Source organism: Jeotgalibacillus proteolyticus, from assembly GCF_050107735.1.
Taxonomy (GTDB): domain Bacteria; phylum Bacillota; class Bacilli; order Bacillales; family Jeotgalibacillaceae; genus Jeotgalibacillus; species Jeotgalibacillus proteolyticus_A.
The window spans coordinates 59,579-84,696 of sequence record NZ_JBNILO010000010.1 but is presented as its reverse complement, the minus strand read 5'-3'; the positions used below and the strand labels follow the sequence as shown (position 1 = coordinate 84,696).

Annotated in this window: 21 protein-coding genes and 1 pseudogene; 10 read left to right on the top strand and 12 right to left on the bottom strand. The window is 41.1% G+C overall.

All coding sequences use genetic code 11. The features are described from left to right. Positions 1-158 precede the first annotated feature (158 nt). The 5 genes and pseudogenes from ACQCT8_RS15090 (at position 159) to ACQCT8_RS15070 (ending at position 4,749) form a co-directional block, all read left to right on the top strand. Positions 159-1,388: an ATP-binding protein gene (locus ACQCT8_RS15090; RefSeq protein ID WP_426872389.1), complete on the top strand. Its 1,230-nt coding sequence runs from the start codon at positions 159-161 to the stop codon at positions 1,386-1,388. 738 nt (positions 1,389-2,126) lie between these two features. After that, complete coding sequence (locus tag ACQCT8_RS15085) at positions 2,127-2,378, top strand: hypothetical protein (RefSeq protein ID WP_426872387.1); 252 nt, start codon at positions 2,127-2,129, stop codon at positions 2,376-2,378. Between the two features lie 45 nt (positions 2,379-2,423). Continuing rightward, positions 2,424-2,903, top strand: coding sequence for a DUF4825 domain-containing protein (locus ACQCT8_RS15080; RefSeq protein WP_426872491.1), 480 nt, complete (start codon positions 2,424-2,426; stop codon positions 2,901-2,903). 343 nt (positions 2,904-3,246) lie between these two features. Beyond that, a pseudogene (locus ACQCT8_RS15075) lies at positions 3,247-3,528 on the top strand (TIGR04104 family putative zinc finger protein); the annotation flags it as partial. 282 nt (positions 3,529-3,810) lie between these two features. Then, entirely contained in the window at positions 3,811-4,749 is a 939-nt protein-coding gene (locus ACQCT8_RS15070) for an NAD-dependent epimerase/dehydratase family protein (protein WP_426872385.1), read from the top strand. 196 nt (positions 4,750-4,945) lie between these two features. On the opposite strand, the gene ACQCT8_RS15065 is transcribed toward ACQCT8_RS15070, so the two are convergent. Beyond that, positions 4,946-6,130, bottom strand: coding sequence for a glycosyltransferase family 1 protein (locus ACQCT8_RS15065; protein WP_426872383.1), 1,185 nt, complete (start codon positions 6,128-6,130; stop codon positions 4,946-4,948). Between the two features lie 289 nt (positions 6,131-6,419). Between ACQCT8_RS15065 and ACQCT8_RS15060 the strand changes: the two genes are divergently transcribed. After that, positions 6,420-8,810, top strand: coding sequence for an EAL domain-containing protein (locus ACQCT8_RS15060; RefSeq protein WP_426872381.1), 2,391 nt, complete (start codon positions 6,420-6,422; stop codon positions 8,808-8,810). An 82-nt stretch (positions 8,811-8,892) separates the two neighbouring features. After that, positions 8,893-9,867, top strand: coding sequence for a glycerophosphodiester phosphodiesterase family protein (locus ACQCT8_RS15055; protein WP_426872379.1), 975 nt, complete (start codon positions 8,893-8,895; stop codon positions 9,865-9,867). Between the two features lie 125 nt (positions 9,868-9,992). Here ACQCT8_RS15055 and ACQCT8_RS15050 read toward each other — a convergent pair whose 3' ends face one another. The 8 genes from ACQCT8_RS15050 to arr form a co-directional block, all read right to left on the bottom strand. Continuing rightward, the gene (locus ACQCT8_RS15050; RefSeq protein ID WP_426872377.1) at positions 9,993-10,571 is read right to left on the bottom strand and encodes an SCO family protein; all 579 of its coding nucleotides are present in this window, start codon (positions 10,569-10,571) and stop codon (positions 9,993-9,995) included. Continuing rightward, positions 10,571-11,575: an ABC transporter substrate-binding protein gene (locus ACQCT8_RS15045; RefSeq protein WP_426872375.1), complete on the bottom strand. Its 1,005-nt coding sequence runs from the start codon at positions 11,573-11,575 to the stop codon at positions 10,571-10,573. Before ACQCT8_RS15045 ends, ACQCT8_RS15050 begins: the two co-directional genes overlap by 1 nt. 19 nt (positions 11,576-11,594) lie before the next feature. Further along, positions 11,595-12,353 (bottom strand): ABC transporter permease, encoded by a 759-nt coding sequence (locus tag ACQCT8_RS15040; RefSeq protein ID WP_426872373.1) that lies wholly within the window; start codon positions 12,351-12,353, stop codon positions 11,595-11,597. Then, entirely contained in the window at positions 12,337-13,122 is a 786-nt protein-coding gene (locus ACQCT8_RS15035) for an ABC transporter ATP-binding protein (protein ID WP_426872371.1), read from the bottom strand. The genes ACQCT8_RS15040 and ACQCT8_RS15035 overlap by 17 nt, the downstream gene beginning before the upstream one ends. A gap of 374 nt (positions 13,123-13,496) precedes the next feature. Then, positions 13,497-16,499 carry a carbohydrate binding domain-containing protein gene (locus tag ACQCT8_RS15030; protein WP_426872369.1) on the bottom strand — a complete coding sequence of 1,001 codons (3,003 nt, stop codon included), beginning with the start codon at positions 16,497-16,499 and terminating at the stop codon, positions 13,497-13,499. 149 nt (positions 16,500-16,648) lie between these two features. Continuing rightward, entirely contained in the window at positions 16,649-17,665 is a 1,017-nt protein-coding gene (locus ACQCT8_RS15025) for a LacI family DNA-binding transcriptional regulator (protein ID WP_426872367.1), read from the bottom strand. A gap of 168 nt (positions 17,666-17,833) precedes the next feature. Beyond that, positions 17,834-18,424, bottom strand: coding sequence for a sugar O-acetyltransferase (locus ACQCT8_RS15020; RefSeq protein WP_426872365.1), 591 nt, complete (start codon positions 18,422-18,424; stop codon positions 17,834-17,836). A 74-nt stretch (positions 18,425-18,498) separates the two neighbouring features. After that, on the bottom strand, positions 18,499-18,942 hold the full coding sequence (gene arr / locus ACQCT8_RS15015; protein ID WP_426872489.1) for an NAD(+)--rifampin ADP-ribosyltransferase: 444 nt from the start codon (positions 18,940-18,942) through the stop codon (positions 18,499-18,501). A 438-nt stretch (positions 18,943-19,380) separates the two neighbouring features. On the opposite strand from arr, the gene ACQCT8_RS15010 reads away from it, so the two are divergent. Further along, positions 19,381-19,653 carry a hypothetical protein gene (locus ACQCT8_RS15010; protein ID WP_426872363.1) on the top strand — a complete coding sequence of 91 codons (273 nt, stop codon included), beginning with the start codon at positions 19,381-19,383 and terminating at the stop codon, positions 19,651-19,653. A 73-nt stretch (positions 19,654-19,726) separates the two neighbouring features. Here ACQCT8_RS15010 and blaI read toward each other — a convergent pair whose 3' ends face one another. From blaI to bla, 3 genes are all read right to left on the bottom strand, one after another. Next, entirely contained in the window at positions 19,727-20,110 is a 384-nt protein-coding gene (gene blaI, locus ACQCT8_RS15005; protein ID WP_426872361.1) for a penicillinase repressor BlaI, read from the bottom strand. A gap of 21 nt (positions 20,111-20,131) precedes the next feature. After that, positions 20,132-21,901, bottom strand: coding sequence for a BlaR1 family beta-lactam sensor/signal transducer (locus ACQCT8_RS15000; protein ID WP_426872359.1), 1,770 nt, complete (start codon positions 21,899-21,901; stop codon positions 20,132-20,134). Positions 21,902-22,049: 148 nt separating this feature from the next. Next, positions 22,050-22,970, bottom strand: a complete 921-nt coding sequence (bla, locus tag ACQCT8_RS14995; protein WP_426872357.1) for a class A beta-lactamase — start codon at positions 22,968-22,970, stop codon at positions 22,050-22,052. A 183-nt stretch (positions 22,971-23,153) separates the two neighbouring features. On the opposite strand from bla, the gene ACQCT8_RS14990 reads away from it, so the two are divergent. Both ACQCT8_RS14990 and ACQCT8_RS14985 read left to right on the top strand, forming a co-directional pair. Continuing rightward, positions 23,154-23,903, top strand: coding sequence for an RQC-minor-1 family DNA-binding protein (locus tag ACQCT8_RS14990; RefSeq protein ID WP_426872355.1), 750 nt, complete (start codon positions 23,154-23,156; stop codon positions 23,901-23,903). A 70-nt stretch (positions 23,904-23,973) separates the two neighbouring features. Then, entirely contained in the window at positions 23,974-25,056 is a 1,083-nt protein-coding gene (locus ACQCT8_RS14985; RefSeq protein WP_426872353.1) for a PQQ-dependent sugar dehydrogenase, read from the top strand. Positions 25,057-25,118 lie beyond the last annotated feature (62 nt).

Genomic DNA, 25,118 nt, shown 5'->3' with positions numbered 1-25,118 from the left:
CTTGGTCCGGAGGATATTGCCTTCCGGATCATTTTTGAATTGATCATCTTAGGGCAGATCACGCGAACTCAAGCTCAAATTTTTATTTTCCATGTAATTAAAAGCTCTTCGCTACTATGCTATGATATTAGAAAATAGATGAATTTAAGAGGGATGAAATGAAAAAAAGGGGTCAAATAATTCTAATATTGATTTCTCTCGTATTTACGGCGTATCAGAAAATTGTAAATGGTGATGACTTTTTTACGATGGATTTTCTTATCTTTACCCTTATCGCCTGGATTGTTGGATGGCAATATGATAAAGCCCGTTACTATGAAAAACAGGCGCGTTCGAGTGAAGAGAGCTATAAACAATTGTTGGATTCATTGCCGGAATCCATTCTGATCCACAGGGACTCTACCATAATTTATGTCAATAAAGCAACGGTTTTCATGATGGGGGCTGCCAGTGAGGAACAAATAATCGGCAAATCAATTCTGGATTTTATTGATTCGGAATATGAAGAACGTATACAGGAACGAGTAAAACAGGCAAAAAACAAGAATCGGCCGTTAAACAGTATCGAGCACAGATTAAAACGTCTGGACGGATCGAAGTTTTTCTTTGAGGTTTCTTCCTTGTCCATTGTATTTGGTAAAAAACCGGCTATTCTCTCAATCGGAAAAGATGTCACTAGCAGAAAACTGCAATCTGAACAGCTTATTCAAAAATCTGAAAAATTGGCAATGCTCGGTCAGCTCGCAGCAGGTATTGCCCATGAGATTCGTAATCCTCTTACTTCAATCAAAGGGTTTATCCACCTGCTTCAGGCCAATAATCGAAAAGAAGAATACTTCGACATCGTCTTTTCAGAGCTTGAAAGAATTAATGAAATTGTAGGCGAATTTTTAGTTCTAGCCAAACCAAGCGCAGCAACGTTTGTCGAACAAGATGTGAAGATGTTGATCAAGGACGTTGTCACCTTAATTAATACACAATCCATTTTAAACAATGTCCAGATTTTCGTTGAGTTCGAGAGTGATTTGCCAGTGGTGAGCTGCGAAAAAAATCAAATCAAGCAGGTTTTTCTGAACCTCCTTAAAAATTCAATTGAAGCCATGCCAAAAGGCGGCATCATCGATGTGAAAGTAAAGGAAAAAGAAGAAGATCAGATTTCAATCCTCATTGTGGATCAAGGAGTCGGAATTCCAAAGGAACGGCTTTCCACTCTTGGAGAACCCTTCTACACCACAAAGGAAAAGGGTACGGGTCTTGGACTCATGACCTGCTTCAAAATTATTGAAAGCCATAACGGCAGGCTGAACATTCAAAGTGAGATTAATGAGGGAACGACAATAGAAATTCTGCTGCCTGCCACCACTCAATCGTTATTGAAAGTGAAGTAAGATTATTAACTCAGTCATATTAAGACCTGATGAAGCTGCGATTTTTACAAGGATGAAATGACTGCAAAAAGATCGCGCTGCTTTGCCTCTTTGGATTATGTCTAAGGAGGCTATTTTGTTTGAAAAGGATTTATTTGGTTAAGTGATAAAGTGTAAACTGAATGTAAAAAAGTTCTACAAGGTTTCATTTCACCTATTGAAAACAGATAGCAAAAGCAAAAGAAGGTAGTTCTCAAAAAACAATAGACGTACGTCGCTTAACTGCGCTTAAACTGAAAATCGATTCCTTAGGCAGTATTTATTCAGGGTGGGAATTAGTTAAAACAATAGTAAAACCAATAGAATACATCATAAGTCGAAATGAAAAACCCGTGCTATTAAAGACCAATTCCATAACCTATGTTTTAAGAAAAAATGTCAAATCGTTATTTTATGAACGGGCAGTGTTGGTTCAGGGGGTATCAACTGCTTTTTGGTTAAAAAAGGGATTATTTATCAAAGTGAAAGTGATACAATTTAAGTAAGAGGTGAGGTAAATGAGTCTTATTCTTTTTACTTTTATTCATATACTAATAGGGTCAGTAGTAATTTATTTTTATAATAAATTACCAAAAGCCATTTCGACATTTTCGATTGCTTTTTTTACTATGAGTTTTCTTTATTGGGGAGTCGTTTTATCAAGTTACTGATCATTAATAAGATAGAACTATGCTCAGCGTAACAATGGAGGGATATGTGGTGCATGAACTTGTGGATATATTTTTATTGTTTATAATTCTTTTAATTGTGATTGCTATTTTAATATTGCAATCTATTGATTTTATAAAGACAACTCCTATTCAAATACAAGTATTCGGAATTCATTTGACGATATTCGGTGGTTTATTAGTGCTTAATGACTCAACAATAATAGGTTTCTTAATTATGTTACTTGGTTTAACCATTGGTATATTTGGAGTTTTTAAGGATAGCGGTTCTGTTAATAAGTAAACAAATTATGAAATTATTAATAAGGAGGAATTAAAGTTGAGGCAAATGAATAAATTTTTGCTAATTTCATTATTGATCTCACTCTTTTTAAGTGGTTGTAATTCAAATGATAATAATGCTGATGTTGATTTATTCGACTATAAAGGTTCATATGCAGGTGACAACAGCGCAGTAGTTAATTCTGTTGTTCATTTACAAGGTGCAAAACATTTTAGTGGATTAGAACTCGAAACAAAAGATGAACCCTATGGAATAACTGTAAACTATAATTGGACAAAATCAGAATTTGATGACAAAGAAACATCTATTAACAATGCCTCTTATTTATTTACATTGATACAAAATGTGGACTGGATAGCTTTTAATTTTGATATGGTTGGAGAAGTGTACGAGTATAAAATTACGAGGGAGAACCTTCAAGAGTGGTATGGAATAGAATTCAGTGAAATTGACAACGAAGATAAGCTTAACGCGCTTATACAAGAATCTTTAGAAGATGAAAAGAAAGTAAATCAATTTTTTTAAACTAATGGTGCATTACTTAAGTAAGATTGAATTGGTGATTGGATTAAAAGAAGCTGACAAAGAAAAATATTGGACTACTAAAAAGAGATATTAAACTAAGATGATTACTTTAAGGTTAGTCCCATTTAGGAAAGGAATTTATTTTAGTCACTTTTTGTGCTTAGACTAAAAGGTGCGAATGATCAATATGAGTAGCTGCTTCATACACAAATGGGAAAGGTTAGTGGAAGAACGTTTATAATAGTTAGGATGAAACATTTTTAATTGAGCACACGTAGAAATAATGTAGATTATAAAATCCTTTAAGGGGGAGTTATATGCCGTTTTGTAGAAGTGTGATAACAAGTGGACCTGGAAACAAACTTCCAAAAAGACACTCGCTTTAAACCCCGCCATATCTTGTCCTTATTGTGATGAAACGCAATATCAAACACAAAAATCAAGAATTAAGAGTGCCTTTTTAAACTTTTTCATCATAATACCTCTTTTGATTAACATTTTCTTTGATGTTCCAGACCTCATTTTATTAAGTTCATTTCCAATTGCATTCATTTTAATCATTTCCCTGCATCCATATGTAACCGAGCTAAGTAGTGAAGAAAAATATACGAACCTTTTTAAATAACGGATGCAAAACTTCTATAAAAGGTTCAAGATGTTTAAGTATAATATTGGGTATCCATTAATATTTTTTGTAAGTTATACAGTATATCAATTGATTTATAAAACTATGTAGAATTAATTTTAAATACCTGGTCTGGAGGATGCCCTCCGGACCTTTTGATTTCTTATGTACCTAACTCACCCAAAATACAAAGATGCCGTCTCATGAAACGTCACCCCCGCATACACTGATCATGGCGGATTTATTAAGTGTTGTATAAGAAAAAGAAAAGGGGGGATGATGTTGTTTGGAAACGTGTTGGTCACAGGCGGAGCAGGTTTTTTAGGCTCTCAGCTCGTTGAGGCTTTACTGCCCTTATCAGATCATATATTTATTATTGATAATTTATCAACTGCTTCTATAGAAGCGGTGCCGGCATCTGACAAAGTCACCTTTTATCAAAGCTGCATCACCGACGAAGAGGTCTTAGATGAAATTCTTCCTAAGGTGGAGTATATTTTTCATTTTGCGTGCAAAAATCTGCTCCTGTCTGTCATTAATGTAGATGCTGATTTTCATACAAACGTGCTCGGGGGATTCACCCTGCTGCGTAAAGCAAAAGAGCTTTGCCCGAACCTCAAGCGGTTTATTTACGCCTCAACTGCGTCTATCTACGGAAATGCCGACATTCTTCCGACTCCTGAGTCCTACTATAATATTGGACTGCCGTATTCAGCGAGCAAATTCACAACCGGGCATTATTGTGATGTGTATCACACGCTGTATCAAATGCCTGTGACGACGCTGAGATTTTCAAACGTCTACGGTCCAGGCCAGCTTGTTTCCAATCCTTACTGCGGGGTCATTGCTAAATTTTTTGATTCAGTCCAAAACGGGCAGCCGCTTAAGATTTACGGAGACGGAAAACAAACAAGGGACTTTACTTATATAGAGGATGCGATTGAGGCCACATTGCTTGCGGCAAAAACAGATGCGGCCATAGGGGAAAAATACAATGTGGGAACCAGTGAGGAAACAAGCATCGTGGAACTGGCCCAGGTCCTAAAAAAAGTAACCGGCACACAAGCACTAGCAGACGAGTATTGCCCAAAGCGCGAGGTGGATGTCGTGCAAAGAAGATGCATGAACACATCTAAAATTGAACAGGAACTGAACTGGAAAAACAAACATACCCTTTTTGAAGGGCTTGAGAAGACGAAACAATGGCTGGAGGGAACGTGAGATAAGAGGTGCCTGCAGGAGATGACAGCTCGCTTAAACGTCCCTGTAATAAAGCTGCCTGCTGAAGCGAAGTGAACCGGTCAGAGAGCCTGAGACATTGTCCCAGGCTCTCATTTATTTCAGTTTGGTGTAAATATCCTTAATTAATTTGCTGTTAAGGGCTGCATCATGATAGGTTTCAGTGCTTGAAACCATTTTAAAAAACCAGGATATGCTTAAGGATATCGGTCAAAAAAGCAGAATCTTTTATGGTATCCGGATTGGCTGACAGGATGGGCAGCTCTTTGGGGTAGCGACTCTTCATTTCATCTGTGATCCAGCAGACAACCGGCTTTCCAAGAGCCATCGCCTCTACACTGAATAAGCCGTAGCTCCCCACATGAAGCTGGTCAATAATGACATCCGCTTTTTTATAGATCTCTTTTGCCTCCTTGTGAGAGAGTCCCTGTACAAGCTTAAAGGTAAATGAATAGTTTGCTTTTAGTTTTTCGATTGCCTGGAGTATATATTTAGTTCCTTTAATAGAGGGAGAGGTAGGTGCGTGAACAAGCAAGGGGATCGGGTTTTTTGGCAGGCATGTGTCAGATGGATACGCCGTTAAATCAATCATCGAGGGCACGATATGAACGTGTTCATAATAATCTTTTACATAAGGGTATAATTCATAATCCGGAATCATGCAGTGCTTAATGGATTTTGATAATGTTGTAAGCTTTTTACTGATTTTATCTTCATTCTTGTCTTTTACCAGTGCGTATGGATTCGTAAGGAGAGCGGCTGAATGCATTCTGACATCACTGCCCCAGTGGTGCATGATCATCGGTTTCTTAGCAGCCGTTAAAATAGCGAGATCCGAATAATCAAATGTAAGAGTGGTGCCGAAGTGAAAATGAAACTGATCATATCGGTTGATAAATTCTACTGCGAGCTTTCGCAAAAATGAATTTAGCGCAGGTGTGCTTCTTTTTTTAAGTAAATTGATCGTGTAGTCAGAGGTGTAGCCAAGGTAATAGGGATAATAATTGATGGATTTTGCATTCACATTATGCAGGGACAATCCCTTTGAAATGGCATGCATTTGGTTCGCGATTTCAATGGATCCGTGCAGCACATTCAGTTTGCTTTTATCGGTTTTAACATCCTTAAAAAATTCTTTTAGCAATGATGCGTATACAGGATTCGAAGGGGCTTCTACAGAACCTCTCCAGATCCAAAGCCATGACTGATCTGTGTTCCCTTTAACGGAAGAAAGAAGAGCATGAAGTAAGTATTTTTCAGGCACTTCATTTCCAGTATGATCTATTTCGATTGTATTTTCGTTTATCTTATTTACATTGTCTATTTTCAGCAGGCTCGCTAATTTTGCAATCAGTTTTTCCATGCGCACCTCCGCTTTTCGTGTTATACAAGCGTGCATCAATTGAATGCCTCTCCATTGAACATATTAATTGAAATGAAGATTATGAACACATTACACAGACGAATAAAAATATGATAATCGTTGGAATTTTGAAAACATTTTGCCAGCATTGCGGAGTAACCCATTAAATAATTGACATGTAAACCCGATACTATATAGTAGTATGTAATCACCTGTATAGTAAAATATATTTATTTTAATAGGTAAGTAAGACTACTGTATAAAATATTTACATAAGGCGGAAATGTAAATGACCCCAAAACCCAAACATTTTATTTGTTTTATCGCACTATATATGCTTCTTTATTATTCACTTATTGCTTTTTTTCAAAGTAATCGTGAGGTTTTGACGTTCTTTGGGAGTATTCTTCAGGTGATCGCGCCTTTAGTTGCAGGAGCTTTGATCTTCAAGCAGTTTCTCCTTTTAAAGGGTGATCGGATAAGGTTGTATTGGCTGCTGGCTTCTATTGCTGCATTCAGCTACGGTTTTGGAACGTTCATCTTCAGGTATAATTTAGTCGTTTATGATCTTACCACGAGTACAATTTATTACGATATACTCTGGTATTTAAGCATTCTTTCTTTTATTTCAGCACTCATCTTTATTATGTCGTTAACTAAAAATACAGCAAAAACCATTCAGTACGCCTTCGATATTTTTATTGTCATGGTGGTGGCCACATCCATCAGCTGGCATTTTTTAATCGATCCTTTATTCAGCCTCAGTTCTGGGGGTGAGGAAGTCTTCACCTTTATCAGTTATCTGGTTGGCATCCTCCTTATGTTATTTGCGATATTAAGCATCTATTATTCTCCTGATACCGTTTTTCCTAAAAAGGTTTTTGCCATTAACATACTGGGATTTACGGTGTTGTTAATTGCGAATATTTCTTTTCTTTATATCATGATCAACTATGGATATGCAGCCGATAATTTTAGTGATCCGCTCTGGCCTTTATCTATGCTGCTTTTTGGGCTGGGAAGCCTGTACAATCAAAAATCTGTACAAAAAATTGCAGAAGCTGATGAAAAAAGCATGGAGAAATCAGGAGAAAACTCCTTAACCATCAAATTAATTCTGCCTTATCTAAGCGTTGTGACCATCTTCGTATTCATGATTTTTCAAGGGGTATTGGAGTTTAACAGTATTGTGATAGGCTCTATTATCTCAACATTATTAATCATCATCCGGCAAATTTTCACCTTAATTCAGAATCGTGATTTTCTTATTCAATCTCAAAAGCTGAATAAAAAGCTTGAAATCATAGTAGCAGATCGTACAAAAGAGCTGTACGTTAAAAATCAGGAACTGGAAGAGTCCATGAAAAAAGTGGAATATATTGCGTATCACGACAGCCTGACTTCACTGCCCAATAGGCGGTATTTTGAAGAAGCAGTTGAGGAAGCAATGGGAGAGTCACAGTCTTCTGAAAATGGCCTGGCGATTTTATTTATTGATTTGGACCGATTTAAATTCATCAATGACACGCTTGGCCATCACATAGGAGATCTGTTATTAAAACATGTTGCCAGGTCATTGAAAGAAATCGTTGGAAACCAGCATATCGTTTCTCGTCAGGGCGGGGATGAGTTTATGATCCTATTACGCAGCACATCCAAGGTGGAGGCGGGGCAGACAGCAGAAAAAATCGTAAAAGAGCTGGAAAACCCTATTTCAATCAATGGGAACGAACTGTTTATTACATCAAGTATCGGAATTACGCTCTACCCTCAGCATGGCAGCAATGCAGATACGTTAATAAAAAGAGCAGATACATCGATGTACAGCGCAAAAGACCAGGGGAAAAATCGCTATCAATTTTTCAACGCCAGTATGGATGAACAAATCATATTAAAAACAAACTTGGAAAATGGCTTAAGAAGAGCGATCGAACTTGATGAACTAAGTGTGGTTTACCAGCCGAAAATGGAGCTCAGCTCAAAAGAAATCATAGGAGCGGAGGCGCTATTAAGATGGAAGCATAAAAAATATGGTTCTATTTCCCCTTCTACCTTTATTCCATTGGCTGAAGAAACCGGACTGATTGTAAAGCTGGGAGACTGGATTTTAACCGAAGCCTGCTTGCAGCTAAAGAAGTGGCATCTAGCAGGGATGAATCATATTTCAGTTTCTGTTAATGTGTCGACCATTCAATTTTTGCAGAAGGATTTTGTGGAAAAGGTGGAGAATGTACTCATACAAGCTGACCTGGAACCAAGATATTTAGAGCTGGAAATAACAGAAAGCACCATGATGGATATTAAACTAGTTGTGGCGAAGCTGGAAAAATTAAGAAGTATGGGAATCAAAATTTCAGTAGATGACTTTGGTTCAGGTTATTCTTCTTTGAGCCATCTAAAAAATCTGCCGATCGATATATTAAAAATTGATAAAACATTCATTGATGACATTGAGAATAATAGGAGCAATGCAGCAATTGTCTCCACCATATTGAACTTAGCACGTAATCTTAGCCTGACAGTTATTGCTGAAGGCGTGGAGAATAAAAAACAATATGAGATCTTAAAAGAAAAAGGATGCGACCAAATACAGGGGTATTTTTTGAGTAAACCACTGCCGGCTGGTGAAATAGTCCAACTGGTTGAAATCGCATCTATCGAGACCTCTAACACGCAGTAAAGAGATTTTGACCGATATAAAGGTGAGGTCCAGAGACCGAAGTTCTACTGAAGATTTTATTTATAAAAGAAAGGAGTTATAAATGAAAAAAAGAAATCCAAAAAGAAAGCTGATCCTTCTGGTGGTATTTCTCTTATTTGCAGTGGGTGTGTGGTTGAATAATACGAGCCTCTTTTATTCGAACGAGACCGATTATAAGATTGTTGCTCATAGAGGGCTGGCTCAAACCTTTGATGTATCAAAGGTGGAGTATGATACGAATACAGCTGAAATTATCTATCCTCCTGAGCATCCTTATATAGAAAATACCCTCCCTTCTATAAAGGCGGCGTTCGACCATGAAGCGGATCTTGTGGAATTGGATATAAAGCTGACGAAGGACCGCCAATTAGCTGTTTTTCATGATTTCGATTTATCGTACCGCACAAATGGAAAAGGCGAAGTCAGCGAGTATACGATGGAGGAATTGAAGGAACTGGATGTAGGCTATCGTTACACGGCTGATGATGGGAAAAGCTACCCATTTCGCGGAAAAGGTGTCGGATTGATGCCCAGTTTGGACGAAGTGCTTGAAGCTTTTCCAGATCAAGCGTTTTTGATTCATGACAAAGATGGCAAGATGGAAACCACTGAAGTATTATGGGACGACTATTTAAGCAATCTGTCCAAGAAGCAGTTGAATAATATAACGGTATATGGTGACGGTTCGGGGGAAGGATTTGAGTACCTGCGATCAAAGCACAAAGAGATGAAACTATTAACAAAAGACATGATGATCAGTGCGCTAGTAAAATATGAATTAGCGGGTTGGACAGGCTACATCCCAAAGGATTTGCATAATATGGAGCTGCACGTACCTTTAAAATATGCGAAGGTTCTATGGGGATGGCCTGCTAAATTTATTGACCGCATGGAGTCGGTTAATACGCGAGTCGTCATTGTTGAGGGAAATGGCAAATGGTCAGAGGGGTTTGATACGAAAGAAAGTCTTGAAAAAATCCCGGAAGGCTATCAGGGGTACATCTGGACAAACCGGGTTGATAGCATCACTAAATGATATCTCATTGGTCAAAATATCTCCGTTTAGAAAGGTATCAGTGAAATTCTTTAAACAAAAAAGGACTGGAACGGCTGGGGCTGCAATCCCAGTCATGCCAGTCCTTTTCATTGTTAACTTATGTCCTAATAATCCTGCAGCAGTTCAACCGCTTCTACAATTTCCTCGTACGGTACATCCATCGACATTTCATATTGCTCCAAAATCCGGTCGCCGACCATTAAATAGAGCTGCGAGCTGTGGACAAACTGATCGGAGCCTTCAAGCTTTGCAGCTGGAGCGAGAAAGCCGCGATTCGCAAATAGCTCGATTTCAGTCTGTTCGTAGCCGGATACAAAATCCCAGTTTGTAAAATCTGCGCCAAACTGCTCTCCGAATTTCTGCAAAACCTCGGGTGTATCTTGTTCTGGGTCAATGGTGAAAGAGACAAGCCGATAATCCAGGTCTTCCTGATCCAACTGCTCTTGAAGCTCGGTCATATTGTAGGTCATGGGCGAGCATACCGTATCACACTGTGTAAAGATAAAGGAAGCGAGCCAGATTTCATCTTCCATTGCTTCCGTACTGAATGCTTCTCCATTTTGGTTTTGTGCCTGCAGCGGGCTCACCTCTCCATTTAAAGAGAAGTGTTCATCCAGGTTGATCCCGGATGAACACCCTTGAAGGAAAAGCACAGCGAAGCATGCTGTGATCCAGTTTTTCATTATTCCTGAGCACTGCCTAATAAGGATTCCTGCGAAACAACTAAGTCATCAAATTCAGGCTTTTCTTTTAAAAACTGCAGGTCGTGTGATGAATCAGCAAATGCCTGAATAACATCCGCATTCACTTCATTTGTAAAGGTAACGCGCTCCCATGCACTTGCGATGATAGATTCGTCCATGCGCTGATTGGTGATTTCTTCAATGGAATCCACCGCAATTGTTTGTGCTTCTTCAGGGTTTTCATTGATGAATTGAATGCTTTTTTCATGAGCTTCTGTGATTTGTTTAATCATTTCATTTTCTTCTTCAAGCAGCTTTCCGCTTGTGACTAAAACCGTATTTGGCAGTGTCTTCCCGTACGCAATTTCATCTGTGTCCACGATGATTTTTGCTCCGCTTGCTACAAGTGTGGATGCCCATGGTTCAGGTACAGCAGCAAGATCTACTTTGCCTGATTCAAACATGGATTCATATTGAGCTGGATTTCCTGTAACATGCTTTAGCGTTCCGCCAATACGGGCAGAGGTAATTCCCTGTTCTTTTAGGAAGGTTTCCATTTGAACGTCATGCGTACAGCCGATTCCCGGTGTAATAAATGTATGATTGCCAAGATCCTCCAATCCTTCAATGCCGCTTTGTTCACTCGCCACCACGACCGTTCCGCCAGAGGAAGCGCCGGCAAGAATTTTTACGTCTGCACCATTTGCATAATTGTTCATGACAGGGCCCGGTCCTACGAATCCTGCATCAATATCTCCTGTTTTCAGAGCCGTCATAAAAGCACCGCCATCAGGAAACGTTTTATATGTGACTTCTTTGTCATCACCGAAAGCTTCTTCAAAATACTGTTTCTCTTTTGCCACCATGGCAGGGACGTGATCAATATTCGGGAAGTAGCCGATTACCACTTCATCTCCGCTGCCGCCGGTTGAACCTTCTGACCCGCACGCTGATAAAACCAGGACTGCCGTTAAAGAAAATAGTACACCGAGTTTCTTTTTCATTGCTTTCGCCTCCAAAAAATTAGTCTGTTGCAAGTCCCCATTTTTTAAGGACTTTCTTTTCAATACGCTGGAAAAATAGTAAGTCAACAATAATGCCAATCAGCATAATCATGAGCATGATCGCAATGACGCGGCTCATATCCCCAAAGTCAGAGGCAAAACGCAAGGAATAGCCAAGACCAGGGCCGGTACTGAGCAGTTCACCTGCCATCAGCGCGCGCCAGGCAAATGCCCAGGCTAGCCGAATGCCCGTTACAGCATAGGGGATAGAGGCTGGGATGGTCACTTTTGTAAATAACCGAAACCCGCTGTAATTCATCGTCCGTGCCGCTTTAATAAAGAGCGGCGGAACATTGATGATTCCTGTACGGACGTTAATCGTCATAACAATCGCTGCCCCAAGAACAACGATAAAAATAACCGCCATTTCATTTAGTCCAAACCACATAATGGCAAGCGGCAGCCACACAATACTTGGCACGGACTGCAGTGCTAAAATCAGAGAGCCGAGTGTTTCGTCCGCAGTTTTTGATTTCGCTAACAGCACACCGAGCAAGAGTCCGATGACAAGCGCGATAGCGAGGCCGGTAAATAAACGTTGAAAACTTGCCAAAAGATCATAAAGCAATGTGCGGTTGCTGAAGCCTTCGTAAAGTGAGACAAATACATCCGTTGGCGCGGGAAGAAGGGAAGGGGAGACATCAAAAACGTATACTGCACCCTGCCAGATGGAAAAAAGCAAGACATAAAAGATGATTCGTTTAACGGCTGGCTGCATGATTTTGCTCCTTTTCCGTTACCTTATCAATCTCAGATTTTAATAACTTTTGTATTTTTTCTTCATAGTGTAAGAGTTCTTCCTTTGACTGTGAGCGGGGTCTGGGGAAATCTAATTCAATGATGTCGATTATGGTGCCGGGCTGTGTGCCCATGACGACGATCCGGTCGGAAAGTTTTAGTGCTTCCGCAATGCTGTGGGTAACAAATAAAATCGTTTTCCTGGTTTCGAGGAAAATCTTCTCTACAATTTCATGAAGACGGGAGCGGGTCTGTTCATCCAGCGCTCCAAATGGTTCATCCATTAGTAAAAGTGCGGGGTTCATGGCGAGTGCCCGTGCGATCGCTACACGCTGCTGCATGCCGCCTGAGATCTCATGGGGTGAATGCTTTGTGTAAGCACTTAGCTGAACCATCTGCAAATAATGAAGCGCTTTTTTCTGCGCCTCTTTTTTTGACATGTCAGGCAGAAGGGGAAACATCACATTTTCTTCTACTGTCAGCCAGGGAAATAAGGCAGCCTGCTGAAATACCATGCCGCGTTCTTTCCCAGGTCCCTTTATCGGTTTGCCGGAAAGTTGAATCTCCCCATCTGTAGCGGCTGTCAAACCAGTCACTATGGATAGGAGTGTTGACTTACCGCATCCTGAGGGCCCTATAATCGAAACGAACTCTCCTTCTTTTACATCAAGCTGTATATCTGAAAGGACCAGTTCTGTATTTCCGTTATTCGTAAACGATTTTATTACGTTATTAATTGATAAAAACATACTCTCACCTGCTTATCTCTTTAATCCTATAAATTTAATCGGAATAGTAAATAAATTATAGCCGATGGAGGGGGAAAGTCAACACTTTTAGATGTATTTCTTTACCGTGGTGACGGAGTAGAGGGCGGTTAGCATTTGTATTGTTCCATATCGTATGCGTTTGCCATGCAAAAGGAAAATAAAATGTCCTTTCTTTATAAAACATTTGAAAATTGTGAGGGGACGGCTCATAGAATAAACCAAGTGCTTGAGCCTTTACAGGTTAGTCCCCTGAACTGGATCAGTCCTCACTCTCTGCGCAAACTTCCGCTTCGAGCTGTGTGAACCGGACAAAAAACCTGAGACAGATTTTGTCTCAGGCTCTTACTTCAAATTTATTGCTGCTTTAATTCCACATTGTCAATCACGATGTCATGCTCACCAATTGGAGAGCCGGCTTTGCCTAGTAAAAACTTCAAACTTACCGGGTCGCTTGTTGGCGTTTGGACGGTGAATTCGTAGCGTGTGCTGTTTTCCTTTAGTTCAATGGTTTCAGATAAAAATCGTGTGTATTCAGCATTTTCAATCGTGACCTCCATGGACCGGTCAACGGTTGATTGAGCTTCAAATGAGAGATTGTATTCCTTATTTGGCTCTAAAACTAGATTGTCCTGGAAGAATTGAACGCTCCATGGCTCCTGACCCTCCTGGTCTATAAGGATGTGCGCCTGGCTGTCTGTATGCTGAACGCTTGCTTGAGCATCAAAGTGAATATAGGATTGCCATGGCTCCAACCCATTATCAAAGCCTCCGTTTTCAAGAGGAAGCGGATTAACTGGTCCGCCCACTTTCTTAAGTGAGATCGTATCCAGCTCCATTTTAACCGGCTTTCCGCCTAAATGAAAGATAAGCTGCGAATCCAGGTCTGTGGCTTCAGGCATCGTGAAACTCATCGAATTTGCTGCCCAGTCTGTTGTTAGGGGGATTGATTGCCCACTATACGTCACATTCCCATCCTGACTGCGCAGTTCGACTTTAATTTCCCGGGGAATGTCTGCTTTTGCATCAAATGTAAGTTCATATTCCTGTTCTTCTTGAAGCTGTATTCCTTTTTGAATGAGTTGAACATCTTGTGCATCAGCTGTTTCCTCGAGTACCTGAGCGTTTACTACACGTGAATCAGGATCTACTTGAATGGAAGCAGCCTCTTCTGTATCGATGCGATTCCAGAATAACAGGCGGTCCGGAAAGCCCTGGTCAAAGGTGCCGTTATACACGAGATTGCCGTCTGGCAGAGCAGGTTTTGATGCATCTGTATCCATTTCAGATGGAGTGGTTTCTTCTATTCTTACATTTCCTACCCATACAGGAAGAGTCGACAGTCCCAGATTAAATTCAAGGCGGGCGGCAATATCGGTTTCTTCTGTCATTTGGAAGACCATTTCATACGTTTCCACCTGGTCTGTCAGTGAATAGGATTGACTGTTTGAATAAGTGGCATAGTCTCTGTCTGCATCGCCGCTGATTTTAACGTTGATGTCACGGGCGTTCGTAGATTTCGCATCAAACGACACTTTATAATAGCGGCCTTTTCCAATTGACGCATCCTGAATCAGCTGAACAGCATAGGGCTGATTGCCTCCGTTTTGGATATCCACTTTTGCAAAGGAGCGGTCATCCAGGGAGTCGATTGTTACTGCGGCTTGTCCCCCAAAGTCTGGCAGTGTGAGGAAGTACCAGTAATCTGTGTTTGGAACGCCGTCAATTCCCTCTACGCCGTCCCATTCCTGATCAAAGCCGTTGTTATAAATGAGATTGCCATCTTCAAGCGGCAATTTTGCGTCCTCCGGCAGCGGCTCTGCTTCGACTACTGGAAGCTCAGGTGTTTGATAGGGGCGTCCTGTCAGATCATACACCCGCACATATTCCACATTCATCGATTGAGGGAACATTGTGTCTTCGGTCGGATCTCCATCAAAGTTTCCGCCAATGGCAAGATTCAAAAGCATATGAAACGGTTGATCAAATGGTGCCGGGTACGTATGGTTTGCTGAAGCATTTGTTTCTTTGCTGTACCAGTTGTCCTGGGTTTGTGTAAGGATGCCATCTACATACCAGCGGATTTCTCCGGGCTCCCATTCAACGGAGTACACATGTTCATCAGCAATTGTGGATCCATTTTCAAAGGTATATTCTGCGCCGGTGTATTTATTGTTTGGCCATGTTTCGCCATAATGAATGGTTCCAATAGCTTCGTGAGGACGGCTGCCTTTTGCTTCTAAGATGTCAATTTCTCCTGAAGCGGCCCATCCTCCATATAGATCATCCTCAGGAAGCATCCAAAAAGCAGGCCAGTAGCCTTTCCCTGTTGGAAGGGATGCCTTCATTTCGAATTTTCCGTATGTCTTAGAGAAAAGCCCTTTTGTTCTTAACCGGGCAGAGGTATAGGAAAACCCTTCATATTCTTCTTCTTTTGCTGTGATGACTAATTGGCCATCTTCTGTTTTGGCATTTTCAGGGCGGTCGGTGTAGTATTGCTTTTCATTATTGCCCCAGCCTGAGACGAATTCACCGTTGGCATCTGTAAAGCCGTTGCCAATTTCAAATCCCCATTTGGAGCGGTCAATTTCTGTGTTATTAAATTCATCATTCCACACAAGGGACCAGGGTGTGACAAATGTGTCCGGATCTTCTGTTTTCTCGCCATTCACTTCGATAGGGCTTTGTAATTTGGCTTTTTGAATCAAGCCATCACCAGTAATAGCTGAATGACGGGCTTTTGAGGTAACTTCAAGCTCTTTCACTACTCCTTCATCCGTGAGGGTAACGTTTGAAAGCGCATTCAAAATTAGTCGTTCCGAAATGCCGTGTAGTTCCAATTGACTTTTCTTATTTTTATTTCCGTCAGAGGCGGTCGTGATGGTATTAAAATCACCATACAATGTTACTTTTCCTTCTTTAGAGGAGGCAGGATGGACGGTGACATTGTGAAATCCTTTACTCGTAATCTCACTTTCTATTAGCGTAGCTTGCGCATTCACAAATGCTTCATGAACGAGAGATTTCCCGCTTACCGTTATCAAAGGAGAGTGGGAGGGAGTCTTTACTATCAGGGTTCGTAGGGTTGTATCAGACAATTCAAGTGTGTCTGGGGCTTTTCCTCTTATGTACGTCTTTCCCAGTACTTTTACATTTTCCAACGTAATATTCTTTCCGGCAGCAGGGGTGATAATCAGGTCTCCCAGGATCGTTTGGTTTTTCAGGGTGGATTGCTTTAGATTAGTCGTTTTTGAAAGGGGATGGCCTTTTGGCTTTGCCTCACTAATCTCCGTGTCATCTGGTACAAAAGGCAGCACGAGAAGAAATACGAGCAGAATGGACACCATTTTTTTGTACATTTAAACGCCTCCTTATATAATGTCTCACGTGGGACATTTGATTATAACTATAAAAGCATCTTCACGTTTTGACAACATTTTTTTACAATAATAAATGATTTATATGTAAAAAATGTTCAGTGTTTAACGATCAGTATGCTTTGTTTTCCTCAATTTAATCGTGCGCAAGAATTTCTCTTGATCAAAGTTGCTTGAAAAGAGGGAGGTTTGATCATCGGCTCATCTTCGATTTGATGGACGAGTTGTTCCACTAAAGAAGCGGCCATTTCAACTCTTGGTACATTCATTGTCGTTAAAGCAGGTGTCGTGTATTGAGTTAGGAGAACATTATCGAATCCAATCAGCGAGACATTATCAGGTACACTGAGACCGGCTTCATTTAATGCCTTCAATGCCCCAAAGGCAATTAAATCGTTGGAGCAGACAATCGCTGTCGGCAGGGCTTTTTGACTGATCCAATAATGGACGGCTTCATAGCCTGCCTGCTCGACAAACCGGCCTTTGAAGACGTTTTGATCCTGGATTCCTCCTTCTTTTAATGCATCCAAATAGCCACTTAGCCGTTCAATGGCAGCTGGATTTTCTTCTTCACCTGTAATAATGCCAATGTCCTTGTGACCGAGTTCAATCAGGTAATTAGTGGCAATCTTCGCTCCTTCCTCGTTGCACAACAGCGGGATGGGAACGTTGGGGTGCCGCTCGCTCACATTATTTTGGTCAAATAAACCGACGATAAAGCCAGCAGAAATGATTTGATCCACAATCGTTTGAACATTCGTCCAGCTGATAATCATGCCCGCATCGATGCTTTTTTCCCTGTACAGCTTCAGGATTGGTGCGGGGTCTGTGACATTTGTGGTCGTCACAAGCACATTGTAGCCTCTTTCAGATGAAGACCGGATCATTGAGCCGATCACGACACTGTAAAAAAGATCATCTGAATAAATATCATGCTTCTCCGGATCCTGTATGATAAAAAGCCCGATGGTACGGGTTTTTTTCTTTACCAGCCGTCTTGCTGATACATTTGGATGGTATTGATGCTCATCCATGATTTTAAGAATGCGGTTGCGCGTCTCCGGTTTTACCTGAGGAGATTGATTTAGCACACGCTGCACCGTCTTTCTCGAAACTCCTGCGAGGTTTGCAATATCAAAAATGTCCATAGAATCCTCCTGAGATATTCATCTTTCGTTAACTAACAGTATAGCGGATGAGGAAGGAATTTAATATTTTCGGAAGAAGAAAAGGACAGTTGACTGCGTTCTGCTTCTTTTTGAAAAAGAGGAGGCTGAGTACTTTACTCGTTTAGTGGGGCGTTTAGTCAGTTGGGTTTATGTCATAAAACCTGTCTGATCACCTTCACCTATCTCCCGGATTACCTTACACGGAACACCCGCTGCCATGACATTGGCTGGAATACTTTTTGTTAGGACGCTACCTGAACCGATAATGGTGTTGTCTCCAATTGTCACACCTGGATTTATGTGAACTCCTGCTCCGATCCATACATTATTTCCGATGGTCACTTTTTTGGCATAGCAGGCTCCATTGGCTCTTTCCTTTGGATCTATCGCATGATTTGAGGTGTAAATTCCTACTCTCGGACCAAAAAGCACATGATCGCCAATTTCAATGCCGCCGCCATCGAGCATCACACAGTCAAAGTTCGCATAAAAGTGGTTTCCAATAGAAATGTTGAATCCAAACTCGCAACGGAAAACGGGCTCAAAATGCACTTCCTGCCCAATGGATTTAAGTAAATTTCTTAACAGCTCTTCCCGATCTTCTGATTTTCCCCCGAAGCTGTTATTGTACTCATTTGTCAGAAAAACCGCTCTTTCCCTTGCTTCTATAAGTTCTTTTGTTAAATCATTATACATAGCGCCAGTTTGAATCCATTTCATTTGGTCTTCTAAATTCAAAATAAATCCCTCCTTTATACTTTCTTGCATGAATCGTTCGCAGCTAGTTAGTGAAGGGCAGTTCCCCAGATCTCCTAATCAAGTATAACCGCTTTTCCTTCCTGCCTTAATTTCTTCAGCGATTCAAGCATCTGGTGTATTTCTTGATCAGAATGCCGTTCCCACACCTTTAATTCAGCAATAATCTTCAATGGAGATTTGGATCTGTATGAGCGTGTAGGATTCCCGGGAAATCTTTTGTCGGTCAGGTTCGGATCGTGTTCAAAATCGCCTAAGGGTTCAACGATATAAATTCGCTCTTCAGAACGGGCAGTCGCTAATTCAGCTCCCCATTTAGCCGCTTCCAACGAAGCAGAGAAATAGATGTAGTTGGACTTTTTGTTCTGATAATTTGATAAGAATTGTGGTTCCAACAGATCACCGATGTTTAACTGTGCTTTCGTACCATGAAAAAAAGGGCCAGGATCTAAAACATTTGTATTGTTTTGCACGCTTATACGCCTCCAGCCATTTGGGATGTGTGTGAACAGTATAAAACAGGATTTTCAATAAAAGTAGTCTGTAAATTACATTGGATTCATCGTATAATGAAAGTAGAAGAGCAGTACTCAAATTACAGCCGCCAAAAATAGAAAGCCCAATAAAAAGAGGCTTGGACATAACTCGAAAAAGTTTAAAACATGAGGATATATTTTTTTATGGTAATAGGTGAGCGGAGCGGAAGGTGGCGACTCCAGCAGGACATGACGGCAAACTGAGACCCCGCAAGGCAAAGCCTGAGGAAGGCTCAGCGCCGTCCCTGCGGAGAGCGTCCGCCTGACGCGAAGTGAACCGGCCGTGGAGCTTGAGACATTTTTGTCCCAAGTTCTTTTTATTTCACTATAAAAGAAAGGCTGCTTTCTTGGATACATTCAGCAAGCTTTTGCCGATTTAAATAGGGAAAGGAATCTGGAAAAATGACAGCAAAAAAGAAATCACAGGAATGGACTGAAGCCAAAAAACGATGCCGCTTGAATGAAAATGAACTGAAGATGGCTAAAGAGCTGGGCATGACTCCAAAAAGTTTGATAAAAAACATCCCTGCACCTAATCAAAAATGGAAGGCACCTGTCAATGTCTGGATTCGTGAGCTTTATGAGAATCAATTTGGAGAGGTTTTGTTACAAGATAAAGAGCAAAGGAAAACTGCCTCCAAACATAGGATCAGTGATGAGGAATTACCTTTTTAACAAATCAGAAGAGGGATTAAACAGGTGTTGTTGAGGGTAGGGCGTTTAGGGAAAGATCACCAGAACGCCTATTTTATTTTTTATTCTCTTTCTTGTTTAAGATCGATCTTAATTCTTTAATCTCTTCTTCCGACAGGTCCTCATCCTCGATAAACTGTACAAGCATGGATTTTAATGTGCCGTCATAGAAGCGCTTTAAAAAGGATTTTGTTTTGGCACGCTGGCACTCATCTTGTGAATAGAGTGGGTAGAATGTAAAAACTCTATGGTCCTTATGGACACCAACAACCTCTTTTTTCGTGAGGCGGTCTAATAGGGTGCGCACGGTTTTTGGGCTCCAGCCGGTTTGTTCAGGCAGAGATGAAATAATCTCGTTTGCTGTTTGGGGAGACGTTGCCCAAAGCACCTTCAGGACTTCCCATTCCGACTCTGAAATAGGGGGTATTTGGTTGGTCACATGAATCCCTTCCTTTTCTTCTTAATTTAAGCCTTTTTTCTTCAAAATGCTATTTGTTATGTCAACGGCTGTACTGCCGCTGGCATAGCGGCTGTTTTCAATATTGGTGGCAAAAAAGTAGGTGTTTTGTTCCGTTTCTGAATAGCCAATGAACCAGCCATTCACGTTTTTACCGTTGACCGTTCCTGTACCGGTCTTGCCGTAAAGTGTAAGCCCGTTCTGTGTTTCCAGTCTAATCGCGTCCTTAATGTACTGAACATTTTCACGATCGAAGCCAAATTCGTTTGTATAGAAGTCCTTAAGAATCTGGACCTGTTCAATGGGTGAAATTTTCAAGGAAGACTCAAGCCAAAAGTCTCCAATTCCGCTTGATAGGTTCTGATTCCCGTACTGAATGTGATTCAGGTAGGATTCAATGTTCTTTATTTTCGTCCTTTTATCGAGCTGGTGGAAGTACCAGGTTACGGAATTTTGCATTGCCGTATGGACCGTTTGATTATGATTCCAGCTTTCGTAAGGATATGGGTTTCCATCCCACTTCATAAAGCTGTCATCACGTGTGATCACACCCTCCTCTAATGCAAATAACGCACTGTATAGTTTATACGTGGAATTGGGCGAAACGCGTAACGTGCTTCTGTCTTTATTGTAAATGGTATAGTGATCTTTCTGTAAATCATACAGGACAAAGCTGCCTTCGTGTTCACCAAAAAATCCGCTTAAATCCTCATAGTCTGTCTTTGTGTTGTCAAAATCGATCCGATCTTCACTCCAAGGGATCGCAGAAACAGCAGGGGCCTGACTTGCGACTGCACCAGCAAGAAGAAGAAAAACCAGCATGCTTTTCAGTTTATCCCACTTTGTTTCGGTTTTATAGGCAGCGATCCGTTCAATCCGCTTTTTTACCTGTTTTTTTGTGCTGATGAGCTGGTTACCCGTTGAGAAGTGGGCAGACAGAAAGGATTTATCAGCAAATTTAATAATGGTGTTTCCGTAAGCGGTCCGTTTAGTATGATCTAATGATTTCAGTACAGCATGGTCACACGCAATTTCCCTGTCCATTCTCATTTCCCTGAAAGCGACCCAGATTAGCGGGTTAAACCAGTACAAAAGCTGAAAAAGCACAATCAAATAATTTGTTGCGATATCTTTATATTTATAATGCTGTAGTTCATGAAGCATAATATGTTTCATTTCTTCCGAAATCAGCGATGCTTCAGCGTCCTGCGGCAGGATGATATAGGTTTTAAGGAGCCCGAAGGTTAACGGGGAGCTGATCAGCGCTGATTGCGCCAACACCAGAGGCTTTCTTACATTAAGCATTCCTTTGCATTGATCAAATAATGATAAAACCCCGGGGTTCGTCACGGGGATTAAAGACTTTTTAATGTGTTGCTGCTTTATCCAGGCGTGGATTACAAAAGCAGCCATCACGAGCATACCGGCAATCCATATGATGGTTAACACCTGATTTAAAAAAGTAAAATCCGTTCGATTAACAGAAATGGAGAAATCCTGCAACCAACTCCCTGTATCCGAACCACTATTATCCGGTTTGGTGCTGGCAGGTGTTAAACTCGAGACTGGTTTATCACTTCCCAAAAACGGACTGCCAAAGTTCAATAAGTGCGCAGGAAGATAAGGAAGCAGTAAAGCGATTAGAAACGCGAACCAGAGGTTGTACGTCCATTTCGGTGTCAATTGGCTTTGAAGCAGTTTTCTAATTAGCAGAACAAGGAAGACCATAACAGAAGATAAACATAAACTCACAGCCAAATGAAGGACAGACATAGTTACAACCCCTTTCTGTAAAAGTATTTATAACAGCTTAAATTTACCCATCCGTTTAGTATGAATCTACCACAAAGAGAGTTAATGAAGAGATAGATTTTAAAAAAAGCACAAGCAATAAAGCTAATTGGCATTTAGGATTGAGTGTCTATTTAAATGTGTCGAGTGTAATTTTGGCAGCCTCCGCGATAAGGGCATCTTCATATTCGGCATCCTCTTTATCCTGCTTCGACATGATGGCAATGATAATTGGTTTTCTGTCTGGCGGTCTTACAACGGCAATATCATTTCTTGTTCCATAGCTAGCTGCTCCGCTTTTGTCCTCAACGATCCATCCTTCAGGTGCGCCGGCGCGGATTAATGTATCACCTGTGGCATTTCCGCTCATCCAATCATTTAACCATTCCTGCTTATCCTTTGGAAGATAGTCGTCAATGGCGACTTTCTTCAGGTTCTCGGCCATGGCTTTTGGCGTACTCGTATCCTGGTCCTGTCCCGGTGCATACTCATTTAATTCCGTTTCAAACCGTTTGCTCACCGTTGTGTCATCTCCAAGCTCACGAAGTTCCGCCTCAAATTTTTCAGGGCCTCCAATTGCTTCAAGCATGAGGTTCGCCGCAGTGTTATCGCTTTTCCGAATGGCTGCTTCACTTAATTCCAGCAGCGTCAAACCCGTATCTACATGTTTTTCTGACACGGGAGAATGGGTAACCAAATCTTCCTTAGTGTATGTAATGATTTTTTCCAGACTTTTTACATCATGCTGCTTTAACAGAATAGCAGCTGCCAATACTTTAAAGGTGGATGCGTAGGCAAAACGTTCATCTGATCGATGTTCCAGGGTTTGATTTGTCTCAGTATCTAGTGCATACACACCGATTTGTGCGCCAGATTCATTTTCAAGCTGTTCCAATTTTTCCTTTAATTGAATCGCTTGATCCTTATCATTTTCCTTTTTTGCTGATGTTTTGCTGTCTGTATTTACACATCCCGATAGCGGTGCAAGGAAAAGCAGCAGGGAGAGCGCCAGCATAGGAATACGATTCTTAGTAGAAAATATTTTTCTCACAACATTACCTTCTTTCCGATAGATTTAATCTAATTGACTACGTTTGTAGTCTAATATTACAACTGTAGTCTATCGGAGGTCAAGCACCAGAGAGGTAAGATATACATTTTCGCCAGCTCCTTTTGATGGTATCTTTTAAGTAACATTTCAATAATTGAGTGGGACTCGAAGGAGGAACTGCCAGTGAATACTGCAGCAAATCAAGTAACTGCTGAAGAAATTAAAGTCATATTGAGAGCGGCGGACGAGATCATTTTTCAGGGGGGAAGAACCCTTCTTGCGAAAATTTTAAAGGGTTCAAAGGAGAAAAAAGTGATGGAACTGAAGCTCGATCAGTGTCCTGTTTACGGGTTCTATAAGACTTGGAAACTAGATGATATTTTGCTTAAGATCGATTGGATGATCGATCATGAATTTTTTGAAATCAGGTACGACAGAAAGCTGCCCATGATTGTTTTTTCGCGTAAAGGATGGCAGATTCAGATGGATCAATACACAGACGAGCTGCTTGAAGAATGGCGGGAATGGATCAGGAACGGGCATCACAATCCCGATATGAGTTATTTAAAAGACCGGAACAGGGAAATGATTTTACTGCTGATTGAAAAGATCAAAGAGTCTCGAGAGAAAACTCTCATTCCTTATTTGGAACTATGGGAAAAAATTGATTACAAAAAAGTAAAACAGGAAATTCGTATAGCGATTGAAGCTATAAATCAAAACGAACCGATCGATCCCTCAGTCATTAAGGCAAGAGAGGAAGCTATCAATGAAGCGCTAGAGGTGGAAGAACCAGTTGACCTTATGATTAAGTGCTGGGGGTGCCTGAAACGATTTACTTTTTCAGTGGGTGAGCAGCAGTTCTTTAAGCAGAAAGGATTGTCGTTTCCGAATAGGTGCAAAAAGTGCCGAAAGAATCCGATTTGGAGGTAAACGATTTGATCCTCAATTATTAAAGATGTATAACAGTTCTATTATTTAAACGAGGAGAGGGGAGATTGAATTGAAAAAAATACTATTCACCTCACTTGTCTATATGGTCTTTATAGCAGGCTGTTCTGACACCGAACCACAGGATTCTTCAAATGAAACGGATGATTCACAAACAAATGAAGCATCATCCGATTTGGAAGTGGTCGCTGAGAATCTGGAGGCTCCATGGTCCATTGAGAAGCTGGATGATGTTTTTTATATAACGGAAAGAGCGGGAAGCATCGTGAAAATAGAAGAAGGACAGACCGAACGTCAGGGTGTAGCGCTGGAAGAAGAAGTATCAACAGCCTCGGAGGCAGGACTTCTTGGGTTTGTTTTGGCACCGGATTTTGATGAATCGCATCTGGCTTATGCCTACTATACGTATGAAAATGGGGCAGAGCAGTTTAACCGGATTGTGCTTCTGCAGTTAAACGGGAATGAATGGGTTGAAGAGGATGTTCTTTTGGATGAAATTCCGAGCGGAACATACCATCATGGAGGAAGGCTTAAAATTGGCGAGGATGATAAGCTGTACGCAACAACAGGAGATGCTTCTGTTAGTGAGATCGCGCAGGATGTCGATTCCCTTGGCGGAAAAATTTTAAGACTAAATCTCGATGGATCGATACCGGAGGACAATCCAATCTCCGACTCCTATGTCTACAGCTATGGCCACCGAAATCCTCAAGGCATTGCCTGGTCAGAGGATGGAACAATGTATGCGAGTGAGCATGGGAATAATGCAAATGATGAAATCAACCAAATCGAGCCGGGTGAGAATTATGGCTGGCCTGTGATTGAAGGGGATGAAGAACAGGATGACTTGGTGTCCCCGCTTTTTACTTCCGGAGATGAATCCACCTGGGCGCCCTCTGGAGCCGCTTATTACGAGGGGAAGCTTTACGTTGCCGCTTTAAGAGGAACTGCCGTGCTGGAATTTGACCTTGTAACAAATGAACAAAGGGAGTTCATAACGGATCTGGGCAGAATTCGGGATGTGTTCATTGAGGAGGATTCGCTTTATTTGATCAGCAATAACACAGACGGCAGAGGAAATCCGCAAGATCAGGATGACATGCTGTATGAAATTCCTCTCACTCCATCTAATTAAAAACTATTCTAATAGGCCGGGGGGAAGTCTCCCGGCTTATTAGAATCACAGTATATTTGTTA